At 59.9% G+C, this 17,694-nt stretch carries 16 protein-coding genes and 1 pseudogene; 11 read left to right on the top strand and 6 right to left on the bottom strand.

The annotated features are described in order from the left end of the window. The first annotated feature begins 8 nt into the window (after positions 1-8). Both ACWGXE_RS10650 and ACWGXE_RS10645 read left to right on the top strand, forming a co-directional pair. On the top strand, positions 9-287 hold the full coding sequence (locus ACWGXE_RS10650) for a MoaD/ThiS family protein (RefSeq protein ID WP_447603570.1): 279 nt from the start codon (positions 9-11) through the stop codon (positions 285-287). Next, positions 284-1,573 (top strand): DUF2130 domain-containing protein, encoded by a 1,290-nt coding sequence (locus tag ACWGXE_RS10645; protein WP_447603568.1) that lies wholly within the window; start codon positions 284-286, stop codon positions 1,571-1,573. The genes ACWGXE_RS10650 and ACWGXE_RS10645 overlap by 4 nt, the downstream gene beginning before the upstream one ends. Before the next feature lie 13 nt (positions 1,574-1,586). Here ACWGXE_RS10645 and ACWGXE_RS10640 read toward each other — a convergent pair whose 3' ends face one another. From ACWGXE_RS10640 to aceE, 6 genes are all read right to left on the bottom strand, one after another. Next, entirely contained in the window at positions 1,587-1,871 is a 285-nt protein-coding gene (locus tag ACWGXE_RS10640) for a nucleotidyltransferase (RefSeq protein ID WP_447603566.1), read from the bottom strand. A gap of 107 nt (positions 1,872-1,978) precedes the next feature. After that, positions 1,979-2,239 (bottom strand): hypothetical protein, encoded by a 261-nt coding sequence (locus ACWGXE_RS10635; RefSeq protein ID WP_447603565.1) that lies wholly within the window; start codon positions 2,237-2,239, stop codon positions 1,979-1,981. Positions 2,240-2,251: 12 nt separating this feature from the next. Continuing rightward, positions 2,252-3,013: a lipoate--protein ligase family protein gene (locus ACWGXE_RS10630; RefSeq protein WP_447603563.1), complete on the bottom strand. Its 762-nt coding sequence runs from the start codon at positions 3,011-3,013 to the stop codon at positions 2,252-2,254. A gap of 3 nt (positions 3,014-3,016) precedes the next feature. Continuing rightward, positions 3,017-4,435 carry a dihydrolipoyl dehydrogenase gene (gene lpdA, locus ACWGXE_RS10625; protein ID WP_447603561.1) on the bottom strand — a complete coding sequence of 473 codons (1,419 nt, stop codon included), beginning with the start codon at positions 4,433-4,435 and terminating at the stop codon, positions 3,017-3,019. A 19-nt stretch (positions 4,436-4,454) separates the two neighbouring features. After that, the gene (locus ACWGXE_RS10620; protein WP_447603559.1) at positions 4,455-5,852 is read right to left on the bottom strand and encodes a 2-oxo acid dehydrogenase subunit E2; all 1,398 of its coding nucleotides are present in this window, start codon (positions 5,850-5,852) and stop codon (positions 4,455-4,457) included. Positions 5,853-5,883: 31 nt separating this feature from the next. Next, positions 5,884-8,571 (bottom strand): pyruvate dehydrogenase (acetyl-transferring), homodimeric type, encoded by a 2,688-nt coding sequence (aceE, locus tag ACWGXE_RS10615; protein WP_447603557.1) that lies wholly within the window; start codon positions 8,569-8,571, stop codon positions 5,884-5,886. A gap of 129 nt (positions 8,572-8,700) precedes the next feature. Between aceE and ACWGXE_RS10610 the strand changes: the two genes are divergently transcribed. The 9 genes and pseudogenes from ACWGXE_RS10610 (at position 8,701) to ACWGXE_RS10570 (ending at position 17,665) form a co-directional block, all read left to right on the top strand. Beyond that, complete coding sequence (locus ACWGXE_RS10610; protein ID WP_447603556.1) at positions 8,701-9,321, top strand: CDP-alcohol phosphatidyltransferase family protein; 621 nt, start codon at positions 8,701-8,703, stop codon at positions 9,319-9,321. Positions 9,322-9,418: 97 nt separating this feature from the next. Further along, positions 9,419-10,177, top strand: coding sequence for a class I SAM-dependent methyltransferase (locus ACWGXE_RS10605; RefSeq protein WP_447603554.1), 759 nt, complete (start codon positions 9,419-9,421; stop codon positions 10,175-10,177). Between the two features lie 328 nt (positions 10,178-10,505). Then, positions 10,506-12,058 (top strand): annotated as a pseudogene (locus ACWGXE_RS10600) (type I restriction-modification system subunit M). After that, on the top strand, positions 12,055-13,182 hold the full coding sequence (locus tag ACWGXE_RS10595; protein WP_447603553.1) for a restriction endonuclease subunit S: 1,128 nt from the start codon (positions 12,055-12,057) through the stop codon (positions 13,180-13,182). Before ACWGXE_RS10600 ends, ACWGXE_RS10595 begins: the two are co-directional and overlap by 4 nt. 91 nt (positions 13,183-13,273) lie before the next feature. After that, the gene (locus ACWGXE_RS10590) at positions 13,274-13,831 is read left to right on the top strand and encodes a 7-cyano-7-deazaguanine synthase (RefSeq protein ID WP_447603551.1); all 558 of its coding nucleotides are present in this window, start codon (positions 13,274-13,276) and stop codon (positions 13,829-13,831) included. 157 nt (positions 13,832-13,988) lie between these two features. Beyond that, a complete protein-coding gene (locus tag ACWGXE_RS10585) occupies positions 13,989-14,834 on the top strand; it encodes a hypothetical protein (protein ID WP_447603549.1) in 846 nt (281 codons plus the stop codon). Beyond that, the gene (locus tag ACWGXE_RS10580; protein ID WP_447603547.1) at positions 14,834-15,763 is read left to right on the top strand and encodes a CBASS oligonucleotide cyclase; all 930 of its coding nucleotides are present in this window, start codon (positions 14,834-14,836) and stop codon (positions 15,761-15,763) included. The genes ACWGXE_RS10585 and ACWGXE_RS10580 overlap by 1 nt, the downstream gene beginning before the upstream one ends. A 118-nt stretch (positions 15,764-15,881) precedes the next feature. Further along, positions 15,882-16,502: a hypothetical protein gene (locus ACWGXE_RS10575; protein WP_447603545.1), complete on the top strand. Its 621-nt coding sequence runs from the start codon at positions 15,882-15,884 to the stop codon at positions 16,500-16,502. Then, the gene (locus ACWGXE_RS10570) at positions 16,499-17,665 is read left to right on the top strand and encodes a hypothetical protein (RefSeq protein WP_447603544.1); all 1,167 of its coding nucleotides are present in this window, start codon (positions 16,499-16,501) and stop codon (positions 17,663-17,665) included. Before ACWGXE_RS10575 ends, ACWGXE_RS10570 begins: the two co-directional genes overlap by 4 nt. Positions 17,666-17,694 lie beyond the last annotated feature (29 nt).

The raw sequence follows: 17,694 nt of genomic DNA, 5'->3' as shown, positions 1-17,694 counted from the left end.
AAATAGGAATGGTCACCGTGTTGATTTTGGGATTGACATTGCGGGATGCGATCGGGGAATCGGAACTGGGCATCGAGCTTGCGCACCCGACGACGGTCCAGGAACTGCTGGCTTCGAATCAGGATCGCTTGGCGGGGTTGATGACGTTTCTGAATAACGGTGAGGTGATGATCACGGTCAACAAAAAGATCGGTGCGCTGACCTCCGCCGTGAAGGATGGAGACATCGTCAAGTTTTCGCATCAATCGAATCAAACCTTCGAGGGCGCCCGCTGGCACAATCCATGACCGAGCCAACGATCACTTGTCCGAATTGTAGGGTTGAGATCAAGCTCACCGAGTCTCTGGCCGCGCCGCTGCTGGATGCGACCAGAAAAGAGTACGAGCAACGACTCCGGCAAAAAGACGCCGACCTCGCAAAACATGAAGCGATGCTGAAGGAACGTGAAACCGTGTTGGCCAAAGAAAAGGCCACGCTGGATGAGCAAGTCGCGGAAAAACTCAAGCAGGCACGGATCGCCATCGCGGCCGAGGAGGCGCGAAAGGCGAAACTGGCGCTGGGCCAGGATCTGGAAGACAAGTCGAAGGCGATTGCAGAACTTCAAGAGATCGTTGAGCAACGGAATACCAAACTGGCTGAGGCGCAAAAAGCGCAGGCTGATCTCTTGAGAAAACAGCGGGAACTGGACGATGCCAAACGCGAGTTGGAGGTCACGATCGAAAAGCGCGTCCAAGAAACCCTGTCGGCCGCGCGCGATCAAGCCAAGAAAGAAGCGGAGGAGACGCTCAAACTGAAAGTCTTGGAGAAGGAACAGACCATCGCCTCGATGCAGAAGCAGTTGGAGGAGTTGCACCGCAAGGCGGAGCAGGGCTCTCAGCAGTTGCAAGGGGAAGTGTTGGAGTTGCAATTAGAGGCGATGCTGGCCGCCAAGTTTCCGCAGGACCGCATCACGCCGGTGCCGAAGGGCGAATATGGTGGCGATGTGCTGCAATCTGTTGTGGGTCCCGCGGGCCGCCCCTGCGGCGCCATCCTCTGGGAATCCAAACGCACAAAAAATTGGAGCGACGGCTGGCTCGTGAAGCTGCGCGAAGATCAGCGTGCCGCCAAGGCGGAGCTGGCGGTTCTTGTGAGCCAGGCGGTGCCGAAAGGCGTCGAAACGTTCGATCTGATCGAAGGCGTCTGGGTCACGCATCCGCGCTGCCTCATCCCGGTCGCGCTGGCGCTACGGCAGTTATTGGTGGAGGTCGGCTGCGCCCGGACGTCATCCGAGGGCCAGCAGACGAAGATGGAAATGGTCTACCAATATCTGACCGGCCCGCGGTTCCGCCAGCGAGTGCAAGCGATTGTCGAGGCGTTCTCCTCGATGAATGAGGATCTCGATAAGGAGAAGAAGGCGATCACCAAACAATGGGCCAAGCGGGAAGAACAGATCGACCGCGTCATGCAGGCAACGGTCGGGATGTACGGCGATCTGCAAGGCATCGCGGGGAAGTCACTGAAGGAGATCGAAGGATTGGAGCTGCTTGCTCTGCAGGAGCCGTTATTCCCTGAGTCAGAATCTCAAAACGAGTAAGCAGATACTAACATCAGCCGCCTGCCGGTCCGCCCGTGGCCTGAAGCACATAGTGCAATTCACCCTGCAGGCCCAGCCTGTCGGCCCAGGACCAGAGATAATCTACATCGAGCTGACGTCGTGGGTTCCTAACGACGCTGATCACATCATCGAAATCTGTTGGACGGCCGGCCTTAAGCTTGAGCAGCATGAGATCCTCCGCGCTTACCACGGGAAATGAAACACCAAGCAGAGTCGTCTGCTGCGCACGGTTCAGCACCTCGCGTTCATGCTGGTCTGATGCATAGATAATATCCAAGGGATACAGAGGATGTCCGCGAGCCGCAAATCGCGTGACTCTGCGATAACCGATCCTTCATTAAAACTTTGTTCGTGAGACTCCATCCTTGTTCTATTACCCAAAGATTAGTCATCGACACGCGGGTCATCGTCAGATGAGCCGGGAAAGAGTGCATCGGCAAAGGCCTTTGCCAAAATTTGGTGCGCATCGGATAGGCGGCAAACCATGAGAATCCCTTCTTCCGGAGTCGGGGCGTAGTCACTTGGATCGAGCTGGGCCGCCGTCACGTGAAGCTTGCGCAGCCAAATCGGCGGGTTGGCAGGATCAAAGGCCATGCGGCGATTGTACAGCAAGCGGACAGAAAGGCAAAGGAAGCCGGAAGCCATGGGAGGGAGTCTTCAACCTCCGGACTCGGACGAACAGCCCGTAGCCGCGTCCGGCTTGATCTCGTTCCCAGTCCGCTGGAAGACCTTCCGGATGCACTCCGCCATTCGGGCTTCCGGCCAGACATCGATCGGCGAGGCGGCGCCCCATGCCGCGGCTATCGCGTCTTTCAGGTCTTTCACCGGGACATTGATCGTGCGGAGAAATGTGCCGTGCGGCCGGTTCTCACGATAGTCCGGTTGCCGCACCGGTTGTCTCAGATAACGCGCAATCCGCTCACCCGACATGGCATGAAGAATCGTGCCATGAAAGAGTACCGCATTGCGTTTTCGTCGTTGCGCGTTGCCCGAGATTTTCATCCCGTTGATTGCCAGGTCACTGATGCCCCGAAAGGCCGTAGCCGGTTCCCATCGATGGAGCCCAAGCGCGATTCGTTCGAGAATGAAGCGGTTGGTCGATCGGATATCGGCCAACTCCGGATGGAGAGTCACCGGCAACACGAACGCATACGAGAGACAACCCGGGCCTTGCAAGACGGTCCCGCCGCCGCTGGCCCTCCGGAGCACCGGGACTCCATCCTGCTCGCAGGCGGCGATATGGACATCGTCGAGGAGTCGGCAACTAGGGCCCAGCACCACGAAATACCGGTCGCTTTCCCAAAACCGCAGGACGGGCTCACCGCCGTGCTCATCCAGTTCTTCGAGCAAGGCATCATCGAGCGCGAGGTTCTCCTCGGGGGAAGGAAACGTCAGATCAAGAAGGCGGAAGGCGGGCACGAATTACCGCTTCGGCTGGTAAATGTGTGTGGCCTGTCCATGGAACGTTTCGGCCGCTTCCATTACCGTCTCGGTCAGGGTCGGATGCGGATGAATCGAGGCAGCCACGTCTTCGGCGACCGCGCCCATTTCGATCGCCAGCACGCCTTCGGCAATCAACTCGCCGGCACCGACCCCGCAGACGCCCATCCCGAGGACGCGGCCTGATTCGGCATCGAGCACCAATTTCGTGAGGCCGTCGTTTCGTCCTAACGTCGTGGCCCGACCGGAAGCCGCCCAGGGAAACTTGGCTATTGTCACCGCCTGCCCGGAGGCCTTGGCCGCCTCTTCGGTCACTCCACACCAGGCGATTTCCGGATCGGTGAAAATAACAGCGGGAATCGTCGCGTCGAATGCGGCTTGCCGGCCCGCGATTACCCGGGCTGCGACCAGTCCTTCATGCGAGGCCTTGTGCGCGAGCATCGGCTCGCCGACCACATCGCCGATGGCAAAGATCGCTGGTTCGCCGGTCCGCATCTGTCGATCGACTTGGATGAACCCCTGCGGGGATAGCGCAATCTTCGTGTGTTCGAGCCCCAGCTGCTCCGTATTGGGCTTGCGTCCGACGGCGACCAAGATACGGTCGAACACGTCGGTGGTGCTTCCATCCGGACCGGTGCAGGTCGCGGCGATGCCGTCCTTCCGGGCATCGAGCTTCTCGACGGTGGTATTGAGTTTGATTGCCTTGAAGCGCCGCTGGATGCGCTGCTGGAGCGGCCGCACCAGATCGGGGTCGGCGCCGTTGAGCAGGCGCGGCAAGGCTTCGACGAGCGTCACCTCGGCGCCCAGGGCCTGATACACGGTCCCCAGTTCGAGCCCGATGTAGCCGCCGCCGACGACGAGCAGGCGCCCCGGAATGTCCGGCAACTCCAACGCGCCCGTCGAATCCATCACACGCGGATCTTCGATCTTGAGAGATGAGGGAATCGCCGGCCGCGAGCCGCTGGCAAGAATCGCGTGGGAGAACGACACCTCCTGCCGCTCGTTCGAGCCGGATACACCGGACAGGCTCAGCGTGGTCGCGTTGGTGAAGGAAGCCCGCGCCTGGATCACCTCGACCTTCCTGATGCCCGCCAAGGTCTGCACACCTTTGGTGAGTTTGCCGACGATTGCCTGCTTCCGGCGGCGCAACGCGTCGACGTCAAGCCGGGGCTTGTCAAATTGAATGCCCCAGCCCTCCGCCTCTTCCGCTTCGGTGATCAAGCGGGCCGCATGCAGCAGCGCCTTCGAGGGAATGCAGCCGCGCAAGAGACAGACGCCGCCCAATTGTGCTTCCTGATCAATCAGCGCCGTGCGCAGTCCCAGATCCGCCGCCTGGAAGGCGGCGGCATAGCCGCCCGGTCCTGCGCCGATTACCGCCACGTCGTAGTGCGTATCAGCCATCGGTGTCTTCTCCGCTTGGTCACAATCCCAGAAACATCGCCTGAAAATCTTCCAGAACTTTGACGATTTCGTTGGTAAAGCGCGCGCCGTCGGCTCCGTCGATCAGCCGATGGTCATAGGCCACGCAGATCGGCAGCATCATGCGGGGCACAAATTGGCCGTCGCGATAGACGGGGAGCCGGCGTCCCTTGCCGACCCCCAAGATTGCGACTTGCGGGGGAAGGATGATAGGGGTGAAGGGACCGGCGCCGAGCCCGCCCATATTGCTGACCGTAAAGGTGGCGCCACGCAACTCCTCGAGCTTGACCTCACGCTTGCGGGTGCGGTCGGCGAGATCCGCCAGCTCCAGAGAAATCTGGACGAGGTCTTTCCGATCGACGTGGTGAACGACCGGCACGATCAACCCGGCCGGCGTGTCGACCGCCACGCCGATGTTGTAATAATCCTTGTAGATGATGTCGCCGTTGGTCAGATCGATCGTCGCATTGAACTGCGGGTAGAGTTTCAGCGCGTGCGTCACGGCCTTGAGGAACAAACTGGTCAGGGTCAGCGTGGCCCCCTTCTGTTTGAATTGAGGGGCATAGCGTTTGTGAAGCGCAAGCAAATCGGTAATATCGGCATCCTGGAACTGATGGACGTGCGGGATGGTGGTCCAGGCCTGCGTGACCGTGGCGGCAATCTTCCGCCGGAGCGAAGGGATTGCTTCCCGCCGCTCGCTGCCGTACATCGTCGTAAAGACGTTCCCGCCGTGCCCGTCCTTCTCTGACGGCGCGCCGCTGCGCCGCGTCCGCTCGCGCACATAGGCTTTCACATCTTCGGCCGTGATCCGCCCGCCGGCTTCCGATCCTTTCACCTGTGCGAGATCCACACCCAATTCACGTGCGAGCCGCCGCACGGACGGAGGGGCGGCGATCCCAGCACCCGCGGACGCAGTGCGCTCAGTCTGCTCGCTGCCGGGCGGCTCCTGCACCGGCGGTTCCGTTTTCGAAGACGGCGCGCCGGCCTGCGATGGCGCAGTAGACGGCTGAGCCGGCGGCTTTTCCCGTTCTTCGACGGACTTCGCATGCGCGGCCTCGACAGCCGGCGGCGGTTGTGGGGACGGCGCGGCTTCCCGGGACGGCGCAGCGGCAGGCTGTTTGGACTCCTGTGTTGCCGGTGCGGCCGGCTTTTTGGACGGCGCCCCACCGTCGCCTTCCAGTTCCACGAGCGCTTGCCCGACCTTGAGGTGATCGCCTTGGCGCACGAGCACGCGCGCCACTTTCCCGGCAGACGGCGCCGGCACCGGCACCGTGGCCTTATCGGTCTCCAGTTCGAGGAGCGCTTGGCCCGCCGTAACTTGATCACCCTCGTGGACGAGCACTTGCACGACGTCGCCGCCTTCGACCCCGTCCGCGAGAAACGGTAGTTCCACCCTCATAGGACATCATCCTTTGTGTAGACCGCCCGGCTCATCGATGCCAGGGCGCCTGATCGTCTCCACCCACACCAAGATCCTGCGCCGCTTGCCGGACCGCCTGCGCCGGAATTTTCCCGCCCTGTTGATGCAGCGCATACAACGTGGCGACCGCAAGATGTTCGGCATCAATTTCGAAAAACCGGCGCAACGCCTGGCGGGTATCGCTGCGGCCGAATCCATCGGTGCCCAGGGCGAGCAGGCCGCCCGGGATCCACGGGGCAATTTGCTGGCTCACCAGGCGGACGTAATCGCTCACCCCGACGCAGGGTCCGTCAAATGCTCGCGCGGTCTTCTGAAGGTAGCTCGTCTGCGGCGATTCGTCCGGATGCCACATGTTCCAGCGCTCGGCCTCAAGCGTCCGCGCACGCAACCTTTTGTAGCTCGTCACGCTCCATACGTCGGCGGCCACGCCATAGCGTTCGAGCAGCAGATCCTGCGCCCGCAACGCCTCATTGATCAGCGGGCCGCTCGCGAGCAGATGCGCCCGATGCTTGCCACGGTCCGGCGCCGGCCGGAAGCGGTACATGCCTTCGCGGATTCCTTCTTCCGCGTGCGGCGGCATGGGCGGCATGCGGTAGGATTCGTTGTAGAGCGTGATGTAGTAGCAGAGTTCCTCTTGATCCTGGTACATGCGCTTCATCCCGTCCTGCAGAATGACCGCCAGCTCGAACATGAAGGCCGGATCATAGGCGGCCATCGTAGGCCCGGCGCTCGCCAGCAAATGACTGTGCCCATCCTGGTGTTGCAGGCCTTCGCCTTCCAACGTCGTCCGGCCCGCGGTGGCGCCCAACAGAAAACCGCGAGCCCGCATGTCGGAAGCGGCCCAGATCAAATCGCCGACTCGTTGAAATCCGAACATCGAATAGAAAATATAGAAGGGTATCAAGTTCAGCGCGTGCGTCGCGTACGCGGTGCCGGCGGCTATAAAGGACGACATCGCGCCCGCTTCAGTAATGCCTTCTTCCAGGATCTGGCCATTGGTCGCTTCGAAATAGTAGAGCAGGGAGCTCTTGTCGACCGGGTCATAGAGCTGGCCGTTGTGCGAATAGATCCCATACTGCCGGAAGAGCGCCTCGAGCCCGAACGTACGCGCTTCGTCGGGAATGATCGGCACGAGATGCTTCCCGAACTCTTTGAGTCCAAGCAGGCGTCCGAGCATGCGGGCAAAGCCCATGGTCGTCGAGACGGCGCGGTCGCCGGAGCCTTCGATGAATTCCTTGAACTGCTCGAGCGGCGGCGTCTGGAGGGATTCGACTTTTACCCGGCGTTCCGGAATCGGACCGCCCATGGCCTTGCTTCGCTCGACCAGGTAGAGCGCCTCCGGGCTGCCGGCCGGCGGCCGGAAGAAGGGGGTGGACCCGAGTTGGTCATCGGGCACCGGCACGCCGAAGCGCGTGCGGAACTCGCGCAGCTCATGCTCGTTCATTTTTTTCTGCTGATGCGTGACATTCCGCCCTTCGCCGGCTTCGCCCAATCCATAGCCTTTGATTGTTTTGGCGAGGATCACGGTCGGCCGGCCCTTGTGTTCGACGGCCGCTCGGTAGGCGGCATAGACTTTTCGTGGATCATGGCCTCCGCGCATCATTTTGTGGAGTTGCTCGTCCGAATAGGTTTCCACCATCTTGAGCAGGCGGGGATCGGCGCCGAAGAAGTGCGTTCGCACGAAGGCGCCGCCTTCCACGGTGTACTTCTGGTACCAGCCGTCGATGACTTCGCCCATCCGCTTCACCAGCAGGCCTTCGTCGTCCTTGGCCAGCAACGGATCCCAGTCGCTGCCCCAGATCACCTTGATGACATTCCACCCGGCGCCGCGAAAGATCGCTTCCAGCTCTTGAATGATTTTGCCGTTGCCGCGAACCGGTCCATCGAGCCGCTGAAGATTACAATTGACGACCCAGATCAGATTGTCCAGCCGTTCGCGCGAGGCGAGCGTCAGCGCTCCGAGACTCTCCGGCTCGTCTGTTTCACCGTCGCCGACGAAGGCCCACACGCGCTGTTGGCTCGTATCCTTGAGGCCACGGTCATGGAGATATCGATTGAAGCGTGCTTGGTAGATCGACATGATGGGACCGAGTCCCATCGAGACTGTGGGAAATTCCCAGTAATCGGGCATGAGCCACGGATGGGGATACGACGACAGACCCCGCCCACTCGCGCTGAGCTCACGGCGGAAGTGATGCAGGGCTTCGTCCGGCAAGCGCCCTTCGACATAACTGCGCGCATAGATGCCCGGTGACGCGTGCCCCTGGAAATACACCAGGTCCCCGCCCTGCGGCGCGTTCTTACCGTGCAGAAAGTGGTTGAACGCGACTTCGTACAGCGTGGCTGCCGAGGCAAAGGTCGAAATATGCCCGCCGATGCCCGAATGCTGCTTATTGGCCTTGACCACCATCGCCATCGCGTTCCAGCGGATAAAGCTCCGGATCCGCCGTTCGATCTCGAGGTTGCCGGGGTACGGCGGTTCCTGAGTGGAAGGAATTGTGTTGGCGTACGGCGTATTGAGCGGCGCCGACACCTGAGCGCCGCGCACGCCGAGCCGGTCACGGAGACGCTCGAAGAGATAGGCGGCCCGATCGACGCCTTTGGATCCGAGCACATACTCGAGGGAATCCAGCCATTCCTGGGTTTCTTCAGGATCCTGATCAGCCTGCATCTGAGGCATGGGATGTTGGTCGTTCATATCGTGTCCTCGGTGAAACTTCCCTCATCTTACCGAGCGGGCAAGTTCAGAGCAAAACCTAAATGAGGGTGCGACAACTTTCCATCCTGGACATCCTCGCTGGTCGCCTGTAGATTTTGATCAGCCGCAATGCCTCAGAAACAACACTTCTCGATGATCCGCGAATTTCACCTGGCCGACGTGCTCACATTGGGCAACGCCGCGAGCGGGGTCGCGGCTATTTTCTTCAGTCTCCTGTATATGGAGAGCCGCTCGCCAGGATTCTTTCTCGCCGCCGCCGCCTTCACCCCGGCGGCATTGCTCTTCGACTGGTTCGACGGAAGAGTGGCGCGATGGCGGCACGAGCAGTCGGCGCTCGGGCGCGAGCTGGATTCGCTCGCGGACATCATTTCGTTCGGCGTCGCGCCGGCCGTGCTCGGTTTCGCGGCAGGTTTGCGCGGCGGCTGGGATTGGCTGGTCCTGATCTATTTCGTCTGCTGCGGGGTGAGCCGGCTCGCCCGGTACAACGTGACGGCCGACGCGCTGTCGGCCGGTGGAGAGAAGGTGGCCTATTTCGAAGGCACGCCGATTCCCACGACGTTTCTGCTGACGGCAGTGTTGGCCTTGGCGGCCTGGCAAAGCCGGCTGGGGGACGACCTCTGGTGGGGCAGCTGGACGATCGGGCCGGCAATCCTCCATCCCTTCTCACTGCTCTTCGGTCTGTCCGGCAGTCTGATGATCAGCAAGACGTTGCGGATGCCGAAGATATAAGAAGGAACCGCCCCGCAATTGGACGGCGTCTTCAGAAATCTGTATGCTGCGCCGCGCGAAGGGACTGGGTCCCGACGCGTCAACGGGAGGAGCCGTCATGACGAGGGAGGAGTGCATCCGCATCTTCGACAGCCAGGGCCAGGCATACAAACAGGCGTTTCAGATCTTTCTGGACCATACCGACCAAAAGCGGAACGCGAGACAGTGGCTCCAGCGGCTGGTGGATGGGCTCCCACATCGCCGCGTCTTCATCGACGCGGGAGCGGGGAACGGGGAGTTGGCCAGGACTTTCGCCGACTCCTTCGAGCGGACCATCGCGATCGAACCGAATGAGTATCTCCTGAACCAGCTCCGCCAGGCGCTGCCGGCGGTCGAGGCGATCGCCCGGCCGATCATGGAGGCGCAGCCCACCGTACAGGGCGACTTCGTGCTCTGTTCGCACACGCTCTATTACATCCCGGCGGACGAGTGGCTCGCGCATATCGAGCGGCTCGTGTCCTGGATGGCGCCGGCCGGCGTCACGATCCTCGTGCTCCAGTATCGCGAGAGCGGCTGCATGAACATGCTCCATCATTTCTACGGGCACCGGTTCGAACTCCGCCAGACAATCGAGACTTTCCGTGCCAAACATGGCGACCGCTACGAGATTACGACCGCGCTGGACCCCGCGCACGTGGAGACGACGGATCTGGCCGAGACCTACGCCGTGGCCGAGTTCATGCTGAATCTCTTGGAGATCAAGACCCCGCCCAAGAGGTGCGATGTCGAGGCGTATGTGAAAGCCAACTTCGCCACCCCCGACGGCGGCTTCAAGATTCCCGTGCATCAGGATTTCGTGGAGATCCGCGCAGCCTGACGACCGCACGACGCGGTTCTACTAGGTAGCTATTATTTCTCGGTCCCCATTGCCGCCACGATCCAGGTAGGTTTACCAGGGCCGCGCTGCTCGTGCGGAAATGCACTCATTCATCAGGCCGATACACATCACTTTTTCTCCATGTCTCACTTGTCCCACTACGTGAAAATGGGTAAGATGCGGCCGCCGTGAAAGAGATTGTGCTGTTATCAAATGACTCGAGTTAGGAACCCAGCCCTCGGTCATGTAAAGTTCAAAAACTGGTCAATCAAGCAGTGATATGAGTATGGCAGTCAAACCATAGCCACGATGTAGACATGGAACCTTAATGCTTACCGGGGATATTCGCAGCCAAATCGACCGCATCTGGGACTCCTTTTGGTCCGGAGGGATCTCGAACCCGCTGGAGGTAATCGAGCAGATCACCTATCTGCTCTTCATTCGCCGTCTCGATGACCTTCACACGCTCGAAGAAAATAAGGCGAACCGGCTTAAGAAAGGGATGGAGCGCCGGATTTTTCCCGAGGGCAGCGACGCCAAGGGTCGGGCATACGAAAACTTCCGCTGGTCCCACTTCAAACACTTCTCTCCAGCCGAGATGTACGTCGTGGTCGCCGAGCATTTGTTTCCGTTTTTGCGCCTCGACCTCGCCCGACAGCTTGGAAACGGCAATTCCACCTATGCGCACCACATGAAGGATGCACGCTTCACGATCCCGACGCCAGCATTATTGGCGAAGGTAGTGGACATGCTCGACAAGGTGCCGATGGAGGAGCGCGACACCAAGGGGGATATCTACGAGTACATGCTCGCGAAGATCGCGACGGCCGGCCAGAACGGACAGTTCCGTACTCCGCGTCACATCATCCGATTGATGGTTGAGATGACAGCGCCACAGCCCACCGACATTATCTGCGATCCGGCCTGTGGCACAGCGGGATTTCTGGTCGCCGCAGGAGAGTATCTGCGCGAACGATGCCAAAAGATTCTGCACGACACGAAACTGCGAGAACATTTCCATCACGCTATGTTTCACGGCTATGACTTCGATAACACCATGCTCCGCATCGGCAGCATGAACATGCTCTTGCATGGGGTCGACAGCCCAGACATCCGATATAGAGACTCACTGGCGCAAGATCATGCCGATGATGCCGAACGGTACACGCTCGTGGTGGCGAATCCCCCCTTTGCCGGCTCCCTGGACTATGAAACACGGCCAAGGATCTCTTGCAGATTGTAAAGACCAAGAAAACCGAACTGCTCTTCCTCGCGTTATTCTTGCGCCTCCTCAAGCCAGGGGGACGGGCGGCGGTAATCGTGCCAGACGGCGTCCTGTTCGGTTCCAGTAAGGCACATAAGGAGCTGCGCCGCATCCTGGTGGAGGATCAAAAGCTCGATGCCGTCGTCAAGCTGCCAGGGGGTGTGTTTAAACCATACGCTGGTGTTTCCACGGCGATCCTGGTCTTCACCAAGACGAACTCAGGCGGCACGGATTTCGTCTGGTTTTACGATGTTGAGGCCGACGGTTGGACTCTCGACGACAAACGCACGCCACTATTACCAGATGACAAGCTGGGTCCGGTGCCACAAAGCGCCCTGTCCGAAGACGAGCAGCGCAAGAACAACCTCCCCGATGTGCTCTCACGCTGGAGCCAGCGAACCGGTGCTGAACGCGAACGCCCACGTACGGCACAGAGCTTCTGCATACCCAGAGCCGACATCACGACGCAGGGCTATGATCTCTCGCTCAACCGCTACAAGGAGGTGGTGCACGAGGCGGTCGAGCACCACCCGCCGAAGGAGATCCTCGCCGAGCTGTGGAAACTGGAGGACGAGATCCAGCGGGGGTTGAAGGAGCTGGAGGCGATGTTGCGGTGAACGTCGTCCCGTTAGAAACAGTATTGGCTTCGTTAGAGAGTGGAGCCCGCCCACCGGGCGGCGCCTCGGTGGACTCCGGCGAGATTCCCAGTCTTGGCGGGGAACACTTGAACGCGGATGGGGGATTCGACTTCCTGTCCCTAAAGCGAATCCCGCGACCCTTTTTCGAGAGCATTAGGGGCGGGCGAATCGAGAGTCGTGACATCCTTGTCGTGAAGGACGGCGCAACGACTGGAAAGACGAGCTTCGTGGGTGAGGACTTTCCGTTCCATGAGGCGGCGGTCAACGAGCACGTGTTCTGCGTGCGGGTTGATCAATCCAAGGCGTGCCCGGAGTACGTGTTCTATTTTCTTCGCTCGCCTCAAGGGCAGAGAGCAATCGCGTTGGACTTTCGAGGGGCAACCGTCGGCGGCATCTCCCGGGATTTCGCGAGAAAGGTCCGACTTCCCCTTCCACCCTTCCCCGAGCAGCGGCGGATTGCGCAGCTCCTGGACAAAGCCAATGCGCTGCGAGCTAAGCGCCGTGCAGCCCTCGCCATGCTCGACACCCTCACCCAATCCATCTTCCTCGACATGTTCGGCGACCCGATTTCGAATCCGCGAAAATGGCCACAGCAGACACTGGAGACGTTCTTTCATTTCACGACAGGCAAACTCGATTCCAATGCGGCTGTAGCCTCTGGGCAATATCCGTTTTTCACGTGTTCTAGAGAGGACGCCTGGATCGACAAATTTGCCTTTGATTGCGAGGCACTCCTGCTTGCTGGCAACAACGCGACCGCTGACTATTCGGTCAAATACTATAAAGGCAAGTTCAACGCCTACCAGCGAACCTACGTCATCACGCTTCGAGACGAACGCAATTCATATGAATACTCGCGGTTTGTGTTGGAACACCGTTTGGCTGAACTGAAGCGAATATCCAAGGGGACAGGCACAAAGTATTTGACGCTGGAATTGCTCAATAGAATTCGGGTTCCAGTTCCGCCTCAAGAGTTGCAGGGTGAATTCGCCAGGCGAGTTAGAGCGCTGGAGAATCCGAGAATCGCCCAGCGCACAGCGCTGGCGGAGCTGGACGGACTTTTCTCCTGCCTCCAGTACCGAGCCTTCCGGGGAGAACTGTAGTCATGTGCGGCGAGTCCATCGGCGTCTGGTTCGAGGGACCGATGTCGTGAGACCATCCGATCCTCATCGCACGCAGGTGGCGAGCACGCGTTTGAAGAAGCCGTCTGTAGTGGTCCTGACGAGCGGAGGGATCGACTCTGCTGCCTTGCTAGCGTTCTACCTGCGTGAGAGGGTCGAGGTCCTACCGCTATTCGTGGATTTCGGCCAACCCGCGGCGAAGCAAGAACTACGCGCTGCCAGGGCAGTCTGTAAGCGCTACGGTGTACGCCTCTCGATAATCACAGTACGGTCGCGAGTGGCTTTTTCTGTCGGGGAAATCCCCGGGCGAAACGCTTTCCTAGTGTTTACCGCGGTTCTCGTTTTCGGCTTGAAGCCCGAGATTATTGCCATAGGTATCCACGAAGGACTTCCCTACTACGACTGTACCGACGGCTTCCTTAAGAGCATGCAGATGATCGTTGACGGCTACGCAGCGGGCAGGATCAAGCTCGCTGCTCCGTTCCTCAAGTGGGGTAAGCAGCTCATCTGGGAATTCTGCAGGAATGCCAGAGTGCCAGTTAACGCCACATATAGCTGCGAGAGAGGCGGAGTGCGTCCCTGCGCCAAGTGTCTTTCGTGTAAGGATCGGGAGGCGCTCTATGCTCTGTAACACTTCCAGGCTGGTGCATCCCTCCGGTGCCTCGTTGGAGACGCCGCTACTCGTCCCTTCCTTTTCCAGTAAGGCTTTCGGCTTCGGACGCAGAGGAAGACCGGAAGTTAATCGGGTTCTTGATGTCGCTCAGGAGTTCATCACGAGGACGTGCCTTGTGAGCGCCTACGATATCCAGTATGGGTACATTCCCGAGCCAGAGAATCTTACTCTGTCCGCTGACCTGATGTTCCTAGACAGCGGTGGTTACGAGGTCTCTGCTGACCATGACTTGTCGGCGGTTGAGAAACCTGTTCATCGGCCGGAGGAATGGGACGCCGCACAGCTGGAGGCTATTTGGGATCGTTGGCCAGACAGCATACCGGCAGTACTTGTCAGCTATGACCACTCGAACCATAGAAGGCCCGTGAGCGAACAACTGCGAGACGCCAAGCAAGCCGCGTTAGCCAAACCAGGTCACCTACACTCGTTCCTACTCAAGCCGGAGGCTCAGGAAGAACGTAGTCTGGGGCCCGCACTCCTGGCGATCCGGGCCCATGTTGGAGAACTCGCCGGGTTTCAGCTCGTTGGGGTGACGGAAAAGGAGCTCGGCAACTCCCCGCTGGAGCGAATGGTCCGCATCGCCGGCCTTCGGCAAGCACTCGACAATGCCTCAATGCCAATCCCCATCCACGTGTTCGGCGCGCTCGATCCTCTCTCGGTCTGCCTCTACTTCGTTGCGGGCGCCGAGGTGTTCGATGGCCTCACGTGGTCGCGATACGCATACAACTCGGGGCAGTGCGTCTACGTCCATACCAACGCAACGGTCGCGTACGGTTTGGAGGTCAATGACGACGAGGCACGGGTGCGCACCATCAAGGACAACCTGCGGTACCTGGATCAATTGGAAAGATCGCTCCGACGATTGGCAGAAACGCGTGATTGGGCTTACTTGAGTGATAACCGGGGCTTCGTGCAGACGGCCACCGAACGAATGCTACGTCAGCTGGAGAGGAGCGAGTAATGGGAGGATCAGGTGGGGGGTACTTCCGTGGCCGCGCGGATCCTGGCGAGCTTGCTAGAAAACTGCGTGAGACGGAGGCCCAGGCTCAAGATGCGACGTACGATACGGGCGTGAACCAGCAGCTCGGCGAATTTCTCAGGGATTTTAACGCCCGCGATGCGGCGGGCACGAGAGAGATCCTGGATGACGTCAAGAAGGAGTTGGGAAATGAAATCGGCGGGACCGTGGACCTGGTCTACGGTGGGTCGATTTCCCGCCATACCTACTTGGATGGGCTGAGTGACACAGACGCGCTGGTGATCATCGATCCGGACGACGTGGGAAGAAAGTCGCCGGAACGATTGAAGCACCGCTTCGCACAGCGTCTGGGTGAGCTCTACGGAATCGAAAACGTGAAGGTCGGCGACCTGGCTATCACTGTGACCGTCCGTGGGAAGGAGGTCCAGTTGTTGCCAGCCATGCGAGACGGCGACCGATTTCGGATCGCTGCGACCGATGGAAGGTCATGGTCGAGGATCAATCCGCGTGCATTCGCCGAGAAACTTACCCAAGCCAACAAATCGCAGGATGGGAAGCTCATCCCAACGATCAAGATCACGAAGGCGATCATCGCCACGCTTCCGAAGCAGCAGCAGCTCACCGGCTACCATGTGGAGTCTCTAGCAATCGAAGCCTTCAAGAACTACGAGGGCCAGCGGACCTACAAGGCTATGGTCGCCCATTTCTTCGACCGAGCCGCGGAGCTGGTGAAGGCGCCGATAACGGATCGAAGCGGACAATCTGTGTACGTCGATGAATACCTCGGTGCGGCGAACAGCCAGGGGCGACGGGTCGCCTCTCAAGCTCTCCAGAGGGTGCAGCGGAAGCTCCAGAATGCGGACGCCTCGAAGAGCGTGGATGCCTGGACCGAATTGGTGGGAGGTACATAGGGTGCAAAGGCCAGTGGACCTGAACGCGCGTGCCGCACGTGCGGAGCGCACGGCTGGGAGCTCTGGCGGCAACGGCGCCGCCCCCCTACTAGACGCGTACCTCACCGCGAAGGAGGCAGTGGTCGCCCAGGGCTTCGCCTGGGAGATCGACTGGCAGACGGAGAGACGCCTCGATCGGATTAGTGAGTGCGAATTCCTGCGTGAATCCGCATGGACGGTGTTGTCCGCAGGGTTCCGGGAGGCAGTCGTGCGGCGGCTCTTTGTGCCACTCTGCGACGCTTTTCTGGGTCTGCGGTCTGCGTCCGTGATCCAAGCGAACCGTGCCCGCTGCAGGCGTGCTGGCCTCAGGGTGTTCAACCACCGAGGAAAGGTAAATGCCATTCTTGATATCGCATCCATCGTCGACGAGATGGGGTTCGACCGTGTCCGCCGCCAGGTCGAGCAGGAAGACGTGCGGTTCCTCCAAACCCTGCCTTACATCGGGTCAATCACTGCTTTCCATCTTGCCAAGAATCTGGGCCTTCCCGTGGTGAAGCCTGATCGCCACCTTCAACGGATTGCTGCGGCGGCCGGATTCAGTTCCCCCCTGGAATTGTGCCAGCTGATATCTGACCACCTCGGTGAGCCAGTTCAGGTTGTGGATGTGGTGCTGTGGAGATACGCAACGCTTTTCTCGGACTACCTGATGGTGTTCGCCGACCTGCAGGACGGTTCTTACTCAAGGGCGAGGCACTCATGATGATGGAGCGAGCTCTTTCGGGAAAGCGGCTCCATATCGCTGGAAGCATTGGGCCTAAAACGGACACCGCGTTGGCCCACTATGCTCATGAGCTTGTTCGTCAGGTAACGCGGGGAGTGCTTGAAAGAGGAGGAGGAATTGTCGTCGGCGCAGGAAAGGAACCGCAATTGGAGGACGGGCCGGCACAAGTCTTCGACTGGTCGGTTTTGGAACTGATCGCGGAGGCCGTCCGATCAGGAACCTGCCCGGAGCCGACCGGCGCTGGTCGTCCGGTCGTTGTTGTCCTCTCTGAAAAGGGAGAGACGGAGATTCCCGATCCCAGAAGGGGCCTTTGGGACGAGCTTTTGGGAAGCGGAAAGATCGAGGTGCGGAGAATCATGGCCGGGGCACGATCCGCGACCATGATTCGGGAACGTCAAATGGAATACGGCGATGCGCTCTTCATCCTCGGGGGCGGGACCGGGGTTGAACATCTAGCGGATGGCTATAGAAAGTCCTGCAAGGCGGTCATCCCGCTTGATCTTCCGCTTGGAGCCAGCAGAGACGACGGCACAGGTGGCGCAGAGCGGCTCGCCCAACAATCCAGGGCAGATCCTCTGAGCTTCGTCCGCCTGCGGGAATCCGAGGCGGGGACGGAAGGTGCAAAGCTGGCGAAGATCGCCACGAATCAAGGGAAGGTTCCCGTCAATGTTGTGGCCTCAGGGATCATCGAGCTAATCACAAGCTTCGCACGACCGACAGCGTTCTACGTCCGCCTATTGAATTCCACGCACGAGGCATACGAGCGTGTGGAGAGGTTTTTCCGAACCGTCGTCGATCCAGTGGTTGAGGAATGCGGGCTTGCGCGAGGCGATCTCGGGAAGGATCGCGTGGAGTCAGGATTTCTGAACGTCGAAGTTTTCCAGCGTTTGCACCATTCGGCGGTCGCCATCGTTGACGTGACGGGCGAAAGACCGAACTGCTTCATTGAACTCGGGTATGCACTTGCGCGGCCAGTCCACGTTCTCTGCACGGCGGAGCAAGGCACGAACTTACCGTTCGACCAACACGCCATCCCGTGCCACTTCTGGAATGACGGTGACCCAGTCGAGGGTCGAAGGGAGGCGTTCCAGGCGTTCTGGTCGCAATACATCGACCGAGCACCTCTGGTTTCGCGGCGATGACAACGAACACCGAAATCTATATTTCAGTC

The sequence above is a fragment of the Nitrospira sp. Nam80 genome (assembly GCF_965152575.1).
This window is presented reverse-complemented; position numbering and strand designations above follow the sequence as displayed.